The following is a 19593-nucleotide window of genomic DNA, read 5'->3' as shown; positions in this document are numbered from 1 at the left end:
CGTGAAGAGGGCGCTAGACCGCTGCCGCCGGGGGCTGCAGGTGCTGGGCGAGCCAGGACGGTACGCCGCCCAGGAGGCGGAAGAGGCGGGTGGCCTCGGCGCGCAGGCGGGTGGCCTCCGGTTCCGGTTCCGCGTCCGCGAGGGCGGCGAGCGCCGGGGCGGTGCCGACCAGATAGCCGAGCTCCTCGCGGATGCGCAGGGACTCCGCGAAGCCGTGCCGCGCCTCCGCCAACTCCCCGTCGCGCAGGGCGAGTCCGGCGAGGTGGCGCCAGGTGAAGGAGAGCAGCAGCGAGTCGGAGTGGGCGGTGGCGCCCGCGTGCGCCCTGCGGTACGCCGCCTTCGCCGACTGCGGCGAGTCCGCGATGTGCTCCGCGATCAGCCCCCGGCGGAAGTCGAGCAGCGGCCGGCCCGGGGCGTTCGGGGTGAGCAGCGCGGCCGCCCTGCCGAGCGCCGTGCGGGCCTCGTCGGCCCGGTCGCGTACACCCAGAACCGTTGACGCGTACGCCAGTTGGCCCCGCTCGCAGGCCGCGGCCCCCCGGTCGCCGTCGTCCTCGGCGAGCGCCTCCGCGGTCCGCAGGACGTCCTCGGCCTCACTCCAGCCGTCTCCGGTGAACAGGCACCGCTCGACGAGGAGCGCCGCCCTCTGGAGTGCCGCGGCGGCCCCCGCCCGTGAGGCGAGCAGCGCCGCAGCGTCGGTCCAGCAGCCGCGCGAGCGCAGCCGCCATACCGCGGTCTGGAGTGGATCGTGCTCTGCAGTCGTTCCGGTACCAGACATGGCGGTATGCGCCACGTTGCCCTCCCCGAGCACCCCATTGAGCTGTTGAGTCGTGGGCGAATCTCAGCATGGATCGCGGCGCCGGGCCAAGAGGTCGGGTGAAAGATTTCACAAAGGGCGGGCGGGGGGACGGGTTCGAGCCGGTCGGCGCCCCGTCGCCGCCGGCCGGATCACCGCCGGATTCCCTCAGCTCATCCGCAGGGCGAGGAAGAAATCGAGCTTGTCCTCCAGGCGCGAGAGGTCACGGCCCGTCAACTGCTCGATACGGCCCACCCGGTAGCGCAGCGTGTTGACGTGGAGGTGCAGCCGCGCGGCGCAGCGCGTCCACGAACCGTCGCAGTCGAGGAACGCCTCAAGCGTCGGGATGAGCTCGGCGCGGTGGCGCTGGTCGTACTCCCGCAGCGGGTCAAGGAGCCGCGCCGTGAACGCCCGCCGCACGTCGTCCGGCACGAAGGGCAGCAGAAGGACGTGCGAGGCCAGCTCCTGGTGCCCGGCCGCGCAGACCCGCCCCGGGCGGGCCGCCGCCACCCGGCGGGCGTGCCGCGCCTCCTCCAGGGCACCGCGCAGCCCCTCCGCCGAGTGCACGGACGCGCTGACGCCCAGCGTGAGGCGGCCGTCCCCGTCGAGGCCCGCCGACAGCGGGTCGTGGACGGACGCGAGGAGCGCGTCCGCGAGCAATCCCGTCTCCGGGCCGTCGTGCTCGCCGGAGACCGCGGGCAGCGGTACGAGGGCGATCGCCTCGTCACCCGTGTGCGCGACCGCGATCCGGTCGGACGGCTCGGGGCCCGCCGACCGGGGGTCGACGAGGATCTCCTCCAGGAGCGACTGGGCGACCGGGCCGCCGTCGACATCTCCGCCCTCCCACTCCACGCGGGCCACCACGACCTGCCAGTGCGGGGCCGTGCCGAGGCCCGGCAGCAGCACCGGGGCGGCGACGCGCAGCCGGGCCGCGATCTCCGCGGGGGCCGCGCCCGTCTGCACCAGCTCGAGGACCTCCTGGGCAAGGCGGCGGCGCACGGTGCGGGCCGCGTCGCGCCGGTCGCGCTCCACCGCGATCAGCTGCGTCACGCCCTGCAGCAGGTCGAGCCGCTCCTCGGGCCAGTCGCCCGCGTCGGCCTCCACCGCGAGGACCCAGTCGGAGAGCACCGACTCGCGCACGTCCCGCGCGGCGCCGGCCGTTCCGCGCCCACTGGTCCGAATGGGGAACAGCGAGTACGTGACCGAGTCCACCGTCACGCGGTGCGGGCCGCGCCGGCCCGTCCGGACGGCCGCCAGATGCTCCCCGGCGAGGCGCGCGCAGAGCGGCGCGGGCAGGGTGGTTCCGGCCGCGCCCGACCCGGCGATCACGCGCCCCGCGGGCGACAGGACCCAGGCCCGCAGGTCCAGGTCGGTGCCGAGCAGGTCGAGGACGACGTCGGGGCCGCCGCCCGCCGGGCCCGACGTCATCAGGCGGCGGTGCCGGTCGACGACGGCCGCGAGGTCCCCGGCGCGTTCGCCGGAGACCTGGCGCACGACGTGCTCGGTGATCGTCGCGAAGGCCACGGACTCGTTGACCGCGAAGAGCGGAAGCCGGTGCCGGGCGCAGGCCTGCACGATGTCGTCGGGAACGTCGCCGAGCTCGGCCTCACCGGCGGCCAGCGCGGCGACCCCGGCGCTCGCGAGAGTCCGTACGAAGGGTTCGGTGTCCGAGGCGTCTCGGCGCCAGGCGAGACCGGTGAGCACGAGCTCGCCGCCCGCCAGATAGCGGCTGGGGTCCCGCAGGTCCGTGGTCATCACACCGCGCACGGTGCGGTCCAGCTCGTCCTCGCCGCCGAGCAGCCGCAGGCCCAGCGCGTCGGTGTCAAGGAGTGCGCGCAGCCGCATGGTGTCGTCGCCGCCGATCTGTCTCGAATGGTGTGTACAAACATGTGCGCTCTGTAGCGCCGGGGCCCTGTGTCGCAGGACGACTCCGGTTTCCCGGGGGAATCCGCGAGGTTACGGGGGCCCGTTCTTCATACGAATCTACAAGACGCGCAGCTTGGCCAGCCAACTCCTTCATGGTTTCGGTGACTGACCCCATCGGACGAGCGGGCGGTGTACTTGGCCCACTCCGCGTTAACAGCACATGAACGAGCAGTCGAGGGACGAACGGCCCGAGTGGCCGGAACGGAATCCTCCCGTCCCCCGAAGCGAACGACCCTCGATACAAGAAGAGAGCCTCATGGACTTCCTTCGCCCCGCCAGCTGGGAGGAGGCGCTCGCCGCCAAGGCCGAGCACCCCACGGCTGTGCCGATTGCGGGTGGCACCGACGTGATGGTCGAGATCAACTTCGACCACCGCCGTCCCGAGTACCTGCTCGACCTCAACCGCGTCGCCGAGCTTCGCGAGTGGGAGGTGGGCGAGGAGACGGTCCGGCTGGGCGCCTCCGTCCCGTACACCCAGATCATGGAGGAGCTGCGTGCCGAGCTCCCCGCCCTGGCGCTCGCCTCGCACACGGTCGCCTCCCCGCAGATCCGCAACCGCGGCGGCGTCGGCGGCAACCTGGGCACCGCCTCCCCGGCCGGTGACGCCCACCCGGCCCTGCTGGCCGCCGGCTGCGAGGTCGAGGTGGAGTCCGTGCGGGGCTCCCGCCTCATCCCGATCGACGACTTCTACACCGGCGTGAAGCGCAACGCCCTCGCCGCGGACGAGCTGATCAGTGCCGTCCACATCAAGAAGGCGGACGGGCCGCAGCAGTACTCGAAGGTCGGCACCCGCAACGCCATGGTCATCGCCGTGTGCGCCTTCGGCATCGCGCTGCACCCCGAGACCCGGACCGTGCGGACCGGCATCGGGTCGGCCGCCCCCACCCCCATCCGGGCGAAGGCGGCCGAGGAGTTCCTGAACGCGGCTCTGGAAGAGGGCGGCTTCTGGGACAGCAGGAAGATCATCACCCCCTCGATCGCCAAGCAGTTCGCGGAGCTCGCCTCCGGGGCCGCCAACCCGATCGACGATGTGCGCGGCACGGCGAACTACCGCCGTCACGCCGTCGGCATCATGGCCCGCCGCACGCTCGGCTGGACCTGGGAGTCCTACCGCGGCAACGGCCGCAGCACTGAGGGAGTCGCATAATGCGCGTGAACTTCACGGTCAACGGCCGTCAGCAGGAAGCGGACGACGTGTGGGAGGGTGAGTCCCTTCTCTACGTGCTGCGTGAGCGCATGGGCCTGCCCGGCTCCAAGAACGCCTGCGAGCAGGGGGAGTGCGGTTCCTGCACTGTCCGGCTCGACGGCGTGCCGGTCTGTTCGTGTCTGGTCGCGGCCGGCCAGGTGGAGGGCCGCGAGGTCACCACCGTCGAGGGCCTCGCCGACTACGCCAAGCACCGCGCCGACGCCCACCCCGGCGGCGGCTGCGTCTCCGGCGCCTCCGGCGCCTGTGGCACCTCGCTCCAGGCCGCCCAGAACTGGAGCGCCAAGGGCCAGGACTCGCAGACCGGCGAGGGAGCCGAACTCTCCCCGATCCAGCAGGCGTTCATCGACGCCGGCGCCGTCCAGTGCGGCTTCTGCACCCCCGGTCTGCTCGTCGCGGCCGACGAGCTCCTGGAGCGCAACGACTCGCCGTCCGACGCGGACATCCGCGAGGCGCTCTCCGGCAACCTCTGCCGCTGCACCGGCTACGAGAAGATCCTGGACGCGGTCCGGCTGGCCGCGGCCCGTCAGGGAGAGGCGGTCTGATCATGGCTGGCACCACCACCGGCATCCCCGCCAACGTCACCCAGGGTTCGCAGACCAAGGGCGGCGTCGGCGAGTCGACGCTGCGCCCCGACGGCACCCTCAAGGTCACCGGCGAATTCGCCTACTCCTCGGACATGTGGCACGAGGAGATGATCTGGGGCCAGGTCCTGCGCTCCACGGTCGCCCACGCCGAGATCGTGTCCATCGACACCTCCGAGGCCGTGGCCCTGTCGGGCGTCTACGCCGTCCTGACGGCCGACGACCTGCCGGCCGCGAAGAACTACGGCATGGAGTACCAGGACACCCCGGTCCTCGCGTACGGCAAGGTCCGCCACCACGGTGAGCCGGTCGCCCTCGTGGCGGCCGACCACCCGGAGACCGCGCGCCGCGCCGCCGCGAAGATCAAGGTCGAGTACCGGGAGCTCCCGGTCGTCACGGACGAGGCGTCCGCGACCGCCCCCGACGCGATCCTGGTCCACGAGGACCGCGGCGACCACCACGCCGGGCACGTCCCGCACCCGAACATCGTGCACCGCCAGCCGATCATCCGCGGCAACGCGGCCGAGGCCGCCAAGAAGGCCGACGTCATCGTCAAGGGCGAGTACACGTTCGGCATGCAGGACCAGGCCTTCCTCGGCCCGGAGTCCGGCCTCGCGGTGCCCGCCGAGGACGGCGGCGTCGACCTCTACGTGGCCACCCAGTGGCTGCACTCGGACCTCAAGCAGATCGCCCCCTGCCTCGGTCTGCCCGAGGAGAAGGTCCGCATGACGATGGCGGGCATCGGCGGCGCGTTCGGCGGCCGCGAGGACATCTCGATGCAGATCCTCGCCTCTGTGCTCGCCCTGCGCACCGGCAAGCCCGTCAAGATGGTCTACAACCGGTACGAGTCCTTCTTCGGCCACGTCCACCGGCACCCGGCGAAGCTCTACTACGAGCACGGCGCCACCAAGGACGGCAAGATCACGCACATGAAGTGCAAGATCGTCCTGGACGGCGGCGCCTACATGTCGTCGACCCCGTCGGTCGTCGGCAACGCCTCGTCCCTCTCGGTCGGCCCGTACGTCATCGACGACGTGGAGATCGAGGCGATCGGCCTCTACACCAACAACCCGCCCTGCGGCGCCATGCGCGGCTTCGGCGCGGTCCAGGCGTGCTTCGCGTACGAGGCGCAGATGGACAAGGTCGCCGCGAAGCTGGGCATGGACCCCGTGGCGTTCCGGCAGAAGAACGCGATGGAGCAGGGCACGATCATGCCGACCGGACAGCCGGTCGACTCGCCCGCCCCCGTCGCCGAGCTGCTGCGCCGCGTCAAGGCACGCCCGATGCCGCCCGAGCGCCAGTGGGAGTCCAGCGAGGGCGCCGACGTCCGCGCGCTGCCCGGCGGCCTCTCCAACACCACGCACGGCGAAGGCGTCGTCCGCGGCGTCGGCTACGCGGTCGGCATCAAGAACGTCGGCTTCTCCGAGGGCTTCGACGACTACTCGACCGCGAAGATCCGCATCGAGGTCATCAACGGCGAGGCCGTGGCCACCGTGCACACCGCCGCGGCCGAGGTCGGCCAGGGCGGCGTCACCATCCACGCGCAGATCGCCCGCACCGAGCTCGGCGTCCAGCAGGTCACCATCGCCCCCGCCGACACCCAGGTGGGCTCGGCGGGCTCGACCTCCGCGGGCCGCCAGACGTACATGACCGGCGGCGCCATCAAGAACTCCTGCGAGATCGTCCGCGAGAAGGTCCTGGAGATCGGCCGGCGCAAGTTCGGCTCGTACCACCCGGCGTGGGCGGGCGCCGAACTCCTCCTGGAGGGCGGCAAGGTCGTCACCGACGGCGGCGAGGTCCTCACCACCCTCGTGGAGGTCCTGGAGGACGAGGCCGTGGAGGTGGAGGAGGAGTTCAGGCACCGCCCCACCGAGGCCTTCGACCTGCGCACGGGACAGGGCAACGGCCATGTGCAGTACGCCTTCGCCGCGCACCGCGCGGTGGTGGAGGTCGACACCGAGCTCGGCCTCGTCAAGGTCATCGAGCTGGCCTGCGCCCAGGACGTCGGCAAGGCGGTCAATCCGCTCTCCGTCATCGGCCAGATCCAGGGCGGCACCACGCAGGGCCTCGGCGTCGCGGTGATGGAGGAGATCATCGTCGACCCGAAGACCGCGAAGGTGAAGAACCCCTCCTTCACGGACTACCTGCTCCCGACCATCCTCGACACCCCGACCATCCCGGTCGACTACCTGGAGCTCGCCGACCCGAACGCGCCCTATGGCGTACGCGGCATCGGCGAGGCCCCGACCCTCTCCTCGACCCCGGCGGTCCTCGCGGCCATCCGCGCGGCCACGGGTCTGGAACTCAACAAGACGCCGGTACGGCCCGAACACCTCACCGGAACGTGATCCCTCCGCGGATCTCTCCGCGGAGCTGATCCCCCCGCTCGGGGATCAGTACAAGTTCTCCGAGCGGTGTGTGCCTCCCAGGAACGTCACACTTCCCGCCGCCCACACCGCTCGGAGCCCCAACTCCCCCTCTCCCCGAGGGAGATGTCGTTCGTCTCGGGCCGTCCCCCGGGTCGTGCAGCCAACGCACCATCCCAAATCCCGCAACTCCGCGGGTGCCCCTGTGAACCTTGGGAGTAGGCACCATGACCCAGTCGTCATTGGAGCCGAAGACCACCGCAGAGGACGCGGGCTCCGGCTCACGCGTCCCGGCCGGCAGGTCTTGGCTCGACCGGTACTTTCACATATCCCGGAGAGGATCCACGGTCGCGCGCGAGGTGCGCGGCGGAGTCACCACCTTCATGGCGATGGCGTACATCGTCCTGCTCAACCCCCTGATCCTGTCCGGCAAGGACGCGGCGGGGGACACCATGGGCCAGAAGGCCCTGATCACCGCGACGGCGCTCGCCGCGGCGGTCACCACGCTCCTCATGGGCTTCGTCGGCAAGGTGCCGCTGGCCCTGGCCGCCGGACTCTCCGTGTCCGGTGTGATCTCCTCGCAGGTCGCGCCCGAGATGACCTGGCCGCAGGCCATGGGCATGTGCGTGATGTACGGCGTGGTGATCATGCTTCTCGTGGTCACCGGGATGCGCGAAATGATCATGAACGCGATCCCGCTCGCCCTCAAGCACGGCATCACCATGGGCATCGGCCTGTTCATCGCCATCATCGGCCTCGTCAAGGGCGGCTTCGTGCACCCCGGCAAGGCCACCCCGCTCTCCCTCGGCCCCGCCGGTGAACTCTCCGGCTGGCCCGTGCTGATCTTCGCCTGCACCCTGCTCCTCATCTTCATGCTGCAGGCGCGCAACACCCCCGGCGCGATCCTGATCGGCATCGTCACCGGCACCGTGATCGCCGTCGTACTCAACGCACTCGACGTGATCGACCCCAAGCAGTGGGCGAACGGCGCCCCCGAACTGCACGGCAGCGCGGTCTCGTCGCCCGACTTCTCGCTCATCGGCGAGGTCGAGTTCGGCGGCTGGGGTGAGGTCGGCGCGATGACCGTCGGCATGATCGTCTTCACGCTCGTGCTCGCCGGGTTCTTCGACGCGATGGCCACCATCATCGGCGTCGGCACCGAGGCCAACCTCGCCGACGAGAAGGGCCGCATGCCCGGCCTGTCCAAGGCGCTGTTCATCGACGGCGCCGGTGGCGCCATCGGCGGCGTGGCGGGCGGCTCCGGCCAGACCGTCTTCGTCGAGTCCGCCACCGGAGTCGGCGAGGGCGCCCGCACCGGACTCGCCTCGGTCGTCACCGGCCTCTTCTTCGCGGCCTGCCTCTTCTTCACGCCGCTCACCGCGATCGTGCCCCAGGAGGTCGCCTCCGCCGCGCTCGTCGTCATCGGAGCGATGATGATGATGAATGCCCGGCACGTCGACTGGGCCGACCGCGCCACCGCCATCCCGGTCTTCCTGACCGTCGTGCTCATGCCCTTCACGTACACCATCACCACCGGTGTCGCGGCGGGCGTCATCTCCTGGGTCGCCATCAAGGTCGCCCAGGGCAAGGCCCGCGAGATCGGTGCCTTCATGTGGGGCCTGACGGTGATCTTCATCGTCTACTTCGCCCTCAACCCCATCGAGAGCTGGCTGGGCGTCCACTGAGGCGCCGGGCCCTCCGCACACCCGTAGAGCCTTGAGGAGGCCGAGATGCTGGACATCGCCGACGAGCTGAACCGGTGGGTCGAGCAGGGACGTGACTTCGCCGTCGCCACCGTGGTGGCGGTCGGCGGGAGCGCGCCCCGGCAGCCGGGCGCCGCGCTCGCCGTCGACAGCGAGGGCACGGCGATCGGCTCGGTCTCCGGCGGATGTGTGGAGGGCGCCGTCTACGAACTGTGCCGACAGTCCCTGGAGGACGGCGAGACCGTGCTCGAACGCTTCGGCTACAGCGACGACGACGCCTTCGCCGTGGGCCTGACCTGCGGCGGAATCATCGACATCCTCGTCACACCGGTCCGCGCGGACACCGCGTCCCGGCCGGTGTTCGCCGCGGCGCTGGCCGCCGCCTCGGCGGGGGAGGCGGCGGCGGTCGCCCGCGTCACGTCCGGGCCCGCCGAACTTCTCGGCCGCGCCCTCCTCGTACGCCCCACCGGGGAGTACGAGGGCGGGCTCGGCGGGCACCCGGAGCTGGACCGCACGGTGGCGGGGGAGGCCCGCGCCCTGCTCGACGCGGGCCGCACCGCGGCCGTGGAGATCGGCGAGGACGGCTCCCGGTGCGGCCGGCCCCTGGAGATCCTCGTCGAGTCCAGCGTCCCGCCGCCCCGCATGATCGTGTTCGGCGCGATCGACTTCGCCTCGGCGCTGGTGCGGATGGGCAAGTTCCTCGGCTACCACGTGACCGTGTGCGACGCGCGGCCCGTCTTCGCGACGGCCACGCGCTTCCCGGACGCCGACGACATCGTCGTCGACTGGCCGCACCGCTACCTGGAGCGTACCGAGGTCGACGGCCGCACCGTGCTCTGCGTCCTGACCCACGACGCCAAGTTCGACGTCCCCCTGCTGCGGCTCGCCCTGCGCCTCCCCGTCGCCTATGTGGGCGCGATGGGCTCGCGCCGCACGCACGAGGACCGCAACGCGCGCCTGCGCGAGGTCGGCGTCACCGAGCTGGAGCTGGCCCGCCTCCGGTCGCCCATCGGCCTGGACCTGGGCGCCCGTACGCCCGAGGAGACCGCCCTGTCGATCGCGTCGGAGATCGTCGCGAACCGGCGCGGTGGCAGCGGGACCTCCCTCACCGGGGCCCACACGCCCATCCACCACGACGGTTCGCGGCGGCCCTCCGGACGGATCGGTTCCGTCGCCTGAGGGACGGCTTCAGCGCGCCGCCGGGGCGGTGGCGAGGAGCCGGTCCACCGCGCGGCCGAACACCCGCCGGGACACGGACGACAGCACCCCGTCGCACAGCGCGGGCAGCCACCGCACGCGGAGGTCCTCGCGCCACACCACCGCGGAGCCGTCGGCGGCCGGAAAGACCTCGATCTCGGCCCAGCCCGTCATGAGGGTCCCCCGCTTCTCGAGACGGCACCGCCCCGGCGCGGCGCCGTCCGGCGGACACCAGCCGACGACCTCCATGACGTCGTCGAAGCCGACGGGGCCGAGCGAGCTCCGCGCGACGAACACCGTGCCCGCGTGCGTGGGCGGCGGAGTGCGGAAGCGGACGCGGGTGAGCGGCACGACGTCACCGTGCCGCTCCCAGTCGGTCAGCCGGCGCCACGTCTCGGCGGCTGACAGGGATGTGTCTCGGGTGATCTGGAAGATGGCCACACCCCGAGCGTGCCAGGCGGGCGGACGACGTGGCTTCCGGCGCAGGCCCCAGCGGTAGATCTTGGGCCCTAGCGGTAGATCTTGCCCGGCTCGGCCTTGCCCGGGGCGAGGAGCTGGGGGACCGTCACGAAGACGTATCCGCGCTTCTTGAGCTCCGTGATGACGCCGGGAACGGCCGGGACCGTGCCCTTGTAGATGTCGTGCAGCAGGATGATGCCGTCCCGCTTCGTCTGGTCGACGACCCGCTTCTGGATCAGCTTGGAGTCATTGGTCGTGTAGTCCTTCGCGGTGACGGTCCACAGCACCTCCGAGAGGCCGAGCTCCTTGGAGAGCTTGTTGACGTCGTCGTTGGTGCGGCCCTGCGGCGGGCGCATCAGCGTCGGCTTCTTGCCTATGAGCTTCTCGATCGCCTCGTTGGGGCGCTCCAGCTCACGGCGTGCCTCGTCCGCGTCGATCTTCGTCAGGATCTTGTGCGACCAGGTGTGGCTGGCCACCTCGTGCCCCTCGGCGTCCATCCGCTTCACGAGCTCGGGGTACTTCTCTATGTGGTTCTTGCCGAGCGTGAAGAAGGTGGCGGGAACGTGCTCCTTCTTGAGGATCTCCAGAAGTCTGGGCGTGTTCTCGCTGGGCCCCGCGTCGAAGGTCAGCGCCACACACTTGGCCTTGCGGCAGTCGACGGTGCCGAACTTCCCCTGGTCCGCGGCCTTCGCCTCGGCGCCGTCCTTGCGGACCGTGCTGGGTGACGTGGTGTCGAGCTTGGTGCACCCGGTCAGCGCGAGGGCGAGAGCCGCCCCCGCCGCGAGGACGGGGGCGGTGCGACGCAACCTCTTGGCCGAGCGCGTCGTCTTGATGGCGGAAGGCATGTTCACGGCAGGCATGCCTTCACTATACACAGGGCGTATACACTCCGTTTATAGCGGCCTCACGTGTGACAACTCACCGCGCGTGAGGGGCACCACCATTCCCGGCCGCGTGTCCATGAAGAAGTCGCGTTGGACCTCCTTGTCCGACAGCGGGATGCGCTGCCACTCCTCGTACGACTGGGGGGCGTGCGTGATGCCGGCGCCGCGCAGCCGCTCCCGCCACAGCGGGTTGAGCAGCACGGTGTTCACCATCTGCTGGAGACGGCGCAGGAGGACCGCGTCCTGGATCGCGTGCGGGATCTCGCTGTACAGCGTCTGGCAGACCCGCCGCAAGGGAGTCGGGGGTGCGGTGGCCGCACCGGCGGATGTCGCCGGGGCGGCCACCGCTCCTCCCCCGTTCCCGATGGGGCGTGCCGTGGCCGGCACGCCGCGTGGTCGTGGTGACAACCGGTCAGGAACTCGTGGCGTCGGACGGCGCGCAGCGGTAGAGGGTCTGGGCGGGCGCCGTCGGGCCCGCTTCGCCCTGGGGGCCTTCCTTCTGCGGACCTCGGTCCTGTGCCCCTTCGTCCCGTTGGCCGTCGCCGTCGCCGTCGCCGTCGCCGTCGCCGTCGCCGCCGTCCCCGCCGTACGCCCGCGGGTCGACCTCGGCGCAGGCCGACGCCACCCAGGCGCTGATCCTCGACGCCTTCGTGCGCTCGTCACTCACCAGCGCGAAACGGATGTCACCGGAGGCGACGAGTTCGCGGTACTCGGTGAGGGTGACGGAGTCCCCGTGCAGCCCGGCGAGCGGCAGGACGGACGCGCCTTCGGCATAGATGTACGGGGCGGAGGCCGCCCAACTACCGGTGGACAGGGTGTACTTCGCGGCTCCGGCGCGTTCCTGGACGTAGTCGAGCAGCCTGCTCTGGGCGGGCGTCGGCGTGGTGCGGACGCTGACGTCGGCGGCGCGTACGGTGCGTGACCCCGTCGCGATCCGGATGTCCTCGGCCGGTCCGGCGTGCGCGTCGACCACTGTTCCCCCGTACCGCTCGTTCAGTACGGACAGCGACCATGCCGTCGGAGCGGCGAACATCGCGACGCAGCCGGCGAGCAGTCCGGCCAGCCGGGTCCTGCGGGTGGTCGCCCGCAGCGGGCCGAGGACGAGGACGGCGCCGAGCGCGGCCACCACGACCAGCGGGACGAGCCAGGGGACGATGTCGGTGTGTTCGGACGCCAGATGGACCGTCCAGGCGGCCTCGGACACGATGACGGCGGGCAGGACCCAGGCACGCGTTCCCCCGGCCGCGGCGCGGTGGGCGCGCCACAGGGCGAGCGTCCCGGCGGCGGACAGGGCGACGAGCGGGGGCGCGAGGACGGCCACGTAGGCGGTGTGGGGGAGGTTGCCGAGGGCGCTGAGCACTGCGGCCGCCGTGACGAGCCAGGTGCCCCACATCAGATATCCGGCGCGGCCCTGATGGGTGCGGGCGGCCTTGCGGTGCCGTGCGAGGCCGATCGCCAGTGAGATCAGCGCGAGCGGGTACAGCCAGCCGATCTGGGGCGTCAGACGGGGGCTGCGGAGCAGCTTGAGCCAGAGGGACGTCTTGGACGGTGCTCCCGGGCCGGCCTGGGAGCCGGCGGGCGTGGCGGCTGCCTGCCCGTTCCGGCCGCCGTCCTGGGGCGGTGTGCCGGTGGACCCGCTCGACGGCGTGGCGGACGGCTTGTCGGGAGTCCCGTTGGGCGTCCCCTTGGACGGTCCGCCGGGGGTTCCGGCCGACGGCTTGCCCGACCGGGCGTCCGACGGCTTGCCCGGCCGACCGGCCGGCCGTCCGTCGGAAGGCCCGCCGGACGGGCCCCGCCCGCTGTCGGTGGCGGGCGGCTTGCCCGGCTGCCCGCCGCTGCCCCAGAGCCCGTTGCTGCTGACGGGAGCCGCACCGCCGATCAGCCCCGCGTGGAGCCGGTTGAAGCCGTTGTAGCCGAAGACCATGGCGGCCGCGCTGTTGTCGGTGGAGCCGTCCGCGTACGGGCGGTCGTTCTCCGGCGTGAAGGTCATCAGGGCCACCCACGACAGCGACACCGCGAACATCACCGCGCCCGCCACCGCCAGCCCGCCGATCCTGCGCCGCAGCCGGACCGGTGCCGCCACGAGATAGCCGACGAAGAGCGCGGGCACGATGATCCACGCCTCCATCATCTTCGCCTGGAAGCCGAGCCCGATCCACAGGGCGCTCAGCAGCAGCGACCGCAGCCGGGCGGTGTCCACCGCCTTCTGGTACTGGTCGGCGGCGAGCACGAGGCACATGATGAGCGAGCCGTCGAGCATCGCGTGGCCGAACATGGAGGCCACCACGGGCGTCACCGTCAGCAGCCCCGCGGCGAGCAGCCCGGCGGCGGGCCCCTGCCACCGGCGCACCATCCGGTACATCACCAGTACGGAGATGACGCCCATGACGCACTGCGGCAGCGTCAGCGCCCAGTCGTGGAAGCCGAAGATCCGCGCCGAGAGTGCCTGCGGCCACAGGAAGCCGCCGATCTTGTCCAGGGTGAGCGTGGCGGACGGATCGAGGCTGGTGAACAGGAACGCCTCCCAGCTCACCGACATGCTGCGCGCGGCCACCGAGTAGTAGGGCGCGAAGCCGCTGCTCGTGATGTTCCACGTGTAGAGCAGCGCGGCGAGCGCGGCGATGCCCAGGAGCGCGGGCCTGGCCCACCGGGGCTGACCGGCGGGGGAGCGCCAGAACAGCAGTCGGCGCCGTGGCGACGGGCCCGGGGAGGGGCGGGTCGTGCTGGTCGCGGTCGTCAGGGACGTCATGGCCATGCTTCTACCGGTACGGGGTTGTCCGGGGTCGGACGACGGGCACCGGACAACAGGTCCCGGACAACGGGTCCGGGCAACAGGTCCGGTCGGCAGACACCGGACAACGGGCCCGGACAATACGACTGCCCAGGTGGCGGCCGCGTCAGCGCACGCAAGCCCGTCGCGGCCACTCGCCGTCCGGTGCCTTGAGGTAGCGGTCGCGTTCCTGCGGGCTGAGGTCCCTGCGCAGGGAGCGGCAGATCCTGTCGACCGCCTCGTCCGCGTCCCGGAGCACACTCCACAGCCGCAGCGTGCCGTCCTCGCCGCCGCTGGCGACCGTGTGCCCGTCGGGGCTGAAGGTCACGGACCACACGGTGCCCTCGTGCCCGGACAGCACGGAGTTCCGCAGCCCCGTGGCCGTGTCCCAGAGCCGCACCGACCCGTCCCTGTCCCCGCCGGCCACCGTCCGGCCGTCGGGGCTGAACGCCACCGACTGCACACCGCGGCCCTTCCCGCTCAGCGTGGCGCGGGCCGCGCCCGTGGCCGTGTCCCACAGGCGCACCGTGCCGTCCCCGCTGCCGCCGGCGACGGTGCGCCCGTCGGGGCTGAACGCCACTGCTCGCACAGGTGACTTGGTGCCGGTGCGGACCGTACGCGTCTTCCCCGAGGCCGCGTCCCACAGCCGCAGAACCCCTCTGTCGCCGCCGATGGCGACGGTGTGACCGTCGGCGCCGAACGCCACGGACCAGACGCCGCCCGGGTGCTCCGACTCGCCGCGCGGCGCGCCGGTCGCGGCGTTCCACAGACGTACGACCCCGCCGCCGTCACCGACCGCACTGTCACCATCACCATCACCATCGCCACCACCGGCGACGGTGCGCCCGTCAGGGCTGAACCCCACCGACCGCACGGCACCCTGATGACCCGTCAGTACACCCTGCGCCTTTCCGGTCACCGCGTCCCAAAGCCGTACCGTCCCGTCGTCGCCACCACTGGCGACCGTCCGACCGTCAGGGCTGAACGCCACCGACCGCACCCGCCCCCGATGGCCCGTCAGCGTCTTCCGCGCCCTGCCGTTGGCCGCGTCCCACAGGCGTACGGTCCCGTCGCGGGCGGCACCGGCCACCGTGCGTCCGTCCGGACTGAACGCCACCGATCGCACGGCACCCTGCCGGCCGGGCACCGCGACGCGCTCCTTGCCGGTGGCCACCGACCACAGTCGTACCGTGCCGTCACGGCCGCCGCTGACCACCGTGCCGCCGTCCGGGCTGAACGCGGCGGCGGAGACGGTGCCCCGGTGCCCGGCCAGTACGGCGCGCAGCGAGCCGGTCGCCGCGTCCCACAGCCGTACGGTCCCGTCGTGCCCGCCGCTGAGGACCGTGCGGCGGTCGGGGCTGAACGCCACCGACTCGGCGTCCCTGCGGCGTTCGGCGAGCGTGCCGCGTTCCTCGCCGGTGGCCACCGTCCACACCCTGACCGTGCCGTCGCGGGTGCCGCCGGTCACCGTGCGGCCGTCGGGGCTGAACGCCACCGACTCCACGGCGCTGTGCCGCCCGGTCTCCGTGACGCGCGTCCCGCCGGTCCTCACGTTCCGCAGCCGTACGGTCCCGTCGTGGCCGCCACTGGCCACCGTGCGCCCGTCCGGGCTGAACGCCAGTGCCGTTACCGGTCCCTGATGGCCCGTCACTCCGCGACGCCCAGTCGTCGTGCGCCGCTCCTCGCCGGTCGCCGCCGACCACAGCCGTACGCTGCCGTCCCGCCCGCCGCCCGCCACCGTGCCGCCGTCCGGGCTGAACGCCACCGCCCCCACATCGCCCCGGTGTCCGGTCGCCATCACGCGCGACGACCCGGTGGCGGTGTTCCACAGGCGTACGGTTCCGTCCTCGCCGCCGCCCACGACGGAGTGGCCGTCCGGGCTGAACGCCACCGAGGACACGGGCCCTCGGTGGCCCCGCAGCACTTTCAGCTGCCTGCCGGTCACCGTGTTCCACAGGCGTACGGTGCCGTCCTGGCCGCCGCTGGCCACGGTCCGCCCGCCGGCGCCGAACGCCACCGCGTGCACGCCGCCCCGGTGCCCGGTCATGCGCTGCTGGAGGGGGAGCGAGGCCGCGGCGAAGAGGCCGGAGGTGGCCTCGGCGGTGGGGCGGAGCCGGTAGGCGTAGACCGCGAGGAGCGAGGCGAGGTCGGACTCCTCGGAGAGGAGCGCCGCCGACTGCGCCGCGAGCTGCCGGGAGAGGGCGCTGCGCTGCTCGGCGACGGCCTCGCGCCGGTGGTCCTCGCTGGTCCGGTACTGGTCCCAGGCGAATAGGACTGAGAGGAGCGCGAGCAGGAGCAGCACGGACAGGGCGAGGGTGAGCCGGCGCAGCCGCCGCGTGGTGCGGGCCTCGGCGAGCCGTTCGCGTGCGCGGGCCGCGGTGCTCGCCGCGAGGAACTCGCGCTCCAGCACGGTCAGTCCGCTTCCGGGAGCGGCGAAGGAGTCCTCGGCCGCGTCGAGCCGCGTGCCGCGGTACAGCGCCCCCGGGTCACGGCGTTCACGGTCCCACGCGGTCGCCGCGTCGCTGAGCCGCTGGCGTGTCAGCAGTCCCGCCCGGTCCTCGTCGATCCAGTGCCGCAGCCGCGGCCAGGCCTGTAACAGGGCCTCGTGGGTGAGTTCGACGGTGTCCGTGTCCAGTGTGATCAGGCGGGCCCTGGCCAGCGCGTCGAGGACCGTCTGCACGTCGGCGGGCCCGGTCCCCAGCGAGTCCAGGTCGCCGCGGGCGAGGCGGCGCCTGGTGGCGTCGGTGGCCTCGCCGATCACGACGAGGCGCAGCAGGAGGGTCCTGGCCAGGTGCCGCTGCCCTTCGTCGAGTCCGGCGTGGACGGCCTCCGCGGTCTGGGCGAGGGCGTGCCGGATGCCGCCCGCCGCCTCGTACCCGGACAGGGTGAGGGTGTTGCCGCGGCGGCGTCGCCAGGTCTCGCGCAGCGCGTGCGAGACGAGCGGCAGCACCGTGGCGCGGCCGGTGGCGTCGGCGATCACCCGGGCGAGGAGCGCCCCTTCGACGGTGCAGCCCGCGCGTGCGGCGGGCCGGCTGATCGCGCGGCGCAGCTCGTCGGTGGTCATCGGCCCCACCAGCAACTGGGCGTCGCGCAGCGCCTCGACGAGGTCGGGGTGGAGTGCGCAGCGTGCGTAGAAGTCGGCGCGTATGCCCAGCACGACGCGCGTGCGGCTGTTGGGCGCCCGGACCGCCGTGAGCAGCGCGGTGATGAACCGCGTACGCTCCCGGGCGTCGGAGCAGAGCGTGAAGATCTCCTCGAACTGGTCGACCACCAGGAGGAGTTCGGCGTCGGGTGGCCGGTCCGCCAGCGTCTTCAGAACAGTCAGGTGCAGGGCCCGCGGGTCTGTCGCGAGGTCCCTGCGCAGCGCGGTCGCCGAGCCGTCGGTCGCGGCGGCGAGCCGCGCGGCGCACTCCTCCAGAGGGTGGGCGCCGGGCGCGAACAGGACGGTGTCCCACCCGGCCGCAGCCTCGGCCCCCGCCCCGCCACCGCCCCCGGCGCCTTCGCGGACGCGCGGCAGCAGCCCGGCCCGCAGCAGCGAGGACTTCCCCGACCCGGAGGCGCCGAACACCGCGAGGAAGCGCCGGGCGCGCACCCGGCCGATCAAATCCTCGGTGAGCCGTTCCCGCCCGAAGAACCAGGCGGCGTCCTCCGGCTGGAACGCGGCGAGCCCCACATAGGGGCCGCGCCGGTCGCGGTCCTCGGCGCCGGGCTCCTCGTCGGCGCGGCCGGTGGACGCGAGCCGGGCACTGAGCGCGCGCCACCGGTCCTCCCACGCGGCCACGTCCCCGCCGCAGGCCCGCACATAGGCGAGCGTGACCGGCAGGCTCGGCAGCCTGCGCCCGGCAGCCGCGTCGGCCAGTGTCGTCGAGGAGTAGTGGGCGTCGCGGGCCAGCCTGCGGTACGGGGGGCTGCCCGCCTTCTCCCGCAACTGCCGCAAGTCGGCGGCGAATTCGGTCAGTACGCCACCGTCGTCCTCCAGCGGACGCTCGCCCCGCGGCACCGCCACCACCCCCGCCGTTCATTGTCCGGCCGCGCCGCCCGCCGCCGGGCCACCGGATCCGGACAACCCGGTGGCCGCACGCCCGTCAGGAGGCCCCGTCGATGACGAAGCTGGTGACCGACTCGGCGGGGACGGTGAACGGGGCGTGCCCGTCCGCGACCGGGACGGGGTCCCGCTCGTCGAGCGCGCCGTCCGCGCTGGTGACCACCGGCGTCATGGTGGCGTCCGGTGAGACGTCGGTGAACTCGGAGAGGTCCACCGTCACCGTCCTCTCCTCTGCGGTGGAGTTGACGTGGACGACGGTGGCGCCCTTCCCGTCGGCGCGGACGGCGGCGGCGCTGGAGGTGTCGTCCACGGTGACCAGGCGGTCGCCCGGCCGGATGGTGTGGGTGAAGTTGCGGGCGGTGTCGAACTTGGTGTTGGTCCTGATCGGGCAGGTCTTCAGGGTGTCCTTCGCGGTGCAGTCGAAGGGGAGCTGGATGCTGCCCCAGTTGCCGCCCTTCTCGCTCTCGCCGCCGGGCTTCATGTTGTTGTAGTCCTCGACGGGCTGCCAGAACAGCCAGGCTCTCGGCTCCAGTTCACGCAGGTCGTCGACCATGTGCTGAGCGAGCCCGAGGCCGGACTTCATATCGGTGAAGTCCTGCCCATCCGGGTCCCAGTCCCCGTCGACCTCGCTCATCCACAGCGGTTTCCTCGCCTCCTTCGCCAGGTCCCGCACGGCGGTGCGGCCTTCCGTGCCGTACGTGTGGACGTTGAGCCGCTCGACGAGGTCACGCACCCCGGCGGGGTAGGACTTCCAGTTCTCCGCGAACAGCGTGGGATTGGTCTCGTCCATCGCCGAGATCTTCGCGTCCGTGGGGGACTTCGCGAGCGCGGGGGCCAGCGCGCCGATCACCTTCTGCTGGAGGTCGGGGCCCATGTGTGCCCCTTCCTGCCGCCCGCCCACAGGCCGGCCGTCGGCGCCAAGCCGCGTGCTCCAGTAGTTGGTGTTGGGCTCGTTGAAGGGGGCGACCGTGTCGACCTTGATCCCGTGCGCCTTCTCCAGACGCGCGGTGGCGCCCGCCAGGTAGGCGGCGAAATCGTCGACGGACTCGGTCTTGAGCTGGTCCTCCGTGGCGTCGAAGCCACCGGATACGTAACCGCTCTTCGTCATGAACCAAGGCGGGGAGTTGCTGAACGTCTCCCAGTGGTCGATGTCGCCCTTGACGCGGTCGACCCACCACCGCTGCGCGCTGTCGGCGCGGTCGTCCCAGTCGGCCGGGTCGTCGGGGTCCCACCAGTCGGTGTCCTCGCGCGTGGTGCCGGCCGGCGCCTTCCACCAGCCCGGGACGGCCCCGCCGGGCCGGAGGTAGTCCGGGACGTCGGGGGCGTTGCCGCCGCCGATGTTGTAGCGGGCGATGTTGAGCCCCAGCCCGCTGTCCCCGAAGACGAGGTCGGCGAGCTTCTCGCGGATCTCGTCCGGGTAGCCGCCCGTGGCGTTGGCGAACCAGACGAGACTGGTGCCCCAGCCCTGGAACTCCTCCTGGGCCTGCGCGGGATCGGGCCGGACGGTGACGGAGGCGGCCGAACCGTCCTGCGCCGCGGCGGAGGACTGGTCAGGTGCCATCGCGAGAACGGTCGTGGTGGTCAGGGCCGTGGTGCCGAGGACCGTGAGCAGCCGCGTACGACGTGTGCGGTGTGCCATCGTGTTCCCTTCTGAGACGGTGT

13 protein-coding genes are annotated in these 19593 nt (G+C 72.4%); 5 read left to right on the top strand and 8 right to left on the bottom strand.

Annotated elements, in window-relative coordinates; translation table 11 throughout:
* Positions 1–13 precede the first annotated feature (13 nt).
* Positions 14–775 carry a hypothetical protein gene (locus tag AB0N81_RS00310; RefSeq protein WP_365354293.1) on the bottom strand — a complete coding sequence of 254 codons (762 nt, stop codon included), beginning with the start codon at positions 773–775 and terminating at the stop codon, positions 14–16.
* 186 nt (positions 776–961) lie between these two features.
* Positions 962–2638: a PucR family transcriptional regulator ligand-binding domain-containing protein gene (locus tag AB0N81_RS00305; protein WP_365354292.1), complete on the bottom strand. Its 1677-nt coding sequence runs from the start codon at positions 2636–2638 to the stop codon at positions 962–964.
* 337 nt (positions 2639–2975) lie between these two features.
* Here AB0N81_RS00305 and AB0N81_RS00300 point away from each other — a divergent pair, with 337 nt between their 5' ends.
* From AB0N81_RS00300 to AB0N81_RS00280, 5 genes are all read left to right on the top strand, one after another.
* Positions 2976–3866: a xanthine dehydrogenase family protein subunit M gene (locus AB0N81_RS00300; protein ID WP_365354290.1), complete on the top strand. Its 891-nt coding sequence runs from the start codon at positions 2976–2978 to the stop codon at positions 3864–3866.
* Positions 3866–4468 carry a (2Fe-2S)-binding protein gene (locus tag AB0N81_RS00295; protein WP_365354289.1) on the top strand — a complete coding sequence of 201 codons (603 nt, stop codon included), beginning with the start codon at positions 3866–3868 and terminating at the stop codon, positions 4466–4468. Before AB0N81_RS00300 ends, AB0N81_RS00295 begins: the two co-directional genes overlap by 1 nt.
* Before the next feature lie 2 nt (positions 4469–4470).
* Positions 4471–6855 (top strand): molybdopterin cofactor-binding domain-containing protein, encoded by a 2385-nt coding sequence (locus AB0N81_RS00290; protein WP_365354288.1) that lies wholly within the window; start codon positions 4471–4473, stop codon positions 6853–6855.
* 245 nt (positions 6856–7100) lie between these two features.
* Positions 7101–8558, top strand: coding sequence for an NCS2 family permease (locus tag AB0N81_RS00285; protein ID WP_365354287.1), 1458 nt, complete (start codon positions 7101–7103; stop codon positions 8556–8558).
* A gap of 45 nt (positions 8559–8603) precedes the next feature.
* Entirely contained in the window at positions 8604–9755 is a 1152-nt protein-coding gene (locus tag AB0N81_RS00280; RefSeq protein WP_365354285.1) for an XdhC/CoxI family protein, read from the top strand.
* Between the two features lie 9 nt (positions 9756–9764).
* On the opposite strand, the gene AB0N81_RS00275 is transcribed toward AB0N81_RS00280, so the two are convergent.
* From AB0N81_RS00275 to AB0N81_RS00250, 6 genes are all read right to left on the bottom strand, one after another.
* Complete coding sequence (locus tag AB0N81_RS00275; protein ID WP_365354283.1) at positions 9765–10214, bottom strand: SRPBCC family protein; 450 nt, start codon at positions 10212–10214, stop codon at positions 9765–9767.
* 68 nt (positions 10215–10282) lie between these two features.
* Positions 10283–11077, bottom strand: coding sequence for a polysaccharide deacetylase family protein (locus tag AB0N81_RS00270; RefSeq protein WP_365354810.1), 795 nt, complete (start codon positions 11075–11077; stop codon positions 10283–10285).
* A 48-nt stretch (positions 11078–11125) separates the two neighbouring features.
* Positions 11126–11461: a hypothetical protein gene (locus AB0N81_RS00265; RefSeq protein WP_365354281.1), complete on the bottom strand. Its 336-nt coding sequence runs from the start codon at positions 11459–11461 to the stop codon at positions 11126–11128.
* A 67-nt stretch (positions 11462–11528) separates the two neighbouring features.
* Entirely contained in the window at positions 11529–13865 is a 2337-nt protein-coding gene (locus AB0N81_RS00260) for a glycosyltransferase family 39 protein (protein WP_365354280.1), read from the bottom strand.
* 148 nt (positions 13866–14013) lie between these two features.
* Positions 14014–17892 carry a hypothetical protein gene (locus AB0N81_RS00255; protein WP_365354279.1) on the bottom strand — a complete coding sequence of 1293 codons (3879 nt, stop codon included), beginning with the start codon at positions 17890–17892 and terminating at the stop codon, positions 14014–14016.
* Between the two features lie 79 nt (positions 17893–17971).
* Positions 17972–19570, bottom strand: coding sequence for a glycoside hydrolase (locus tag AB0N81_RS00250; RefSeq protein WP_365354277.1), 1599 nt, complete (start codon positions 19568–19570; stop codon positions 17972–17974).
* Positions 19571–19593 lie beyond the last annotated feature (23 nt).

The organism is Streptomyces sp. NPDC093510, from assembly GCF_040683555.1.
Classification (GTDB): domain Bacteria; phylum Actinomycetota; class Actinomycetes; order Streptomycetales; family Streptomycetaceae; genus Streptomyces.
This window is presented reverse-complemented; position numbering and strand designations above follow the sequence as displayed.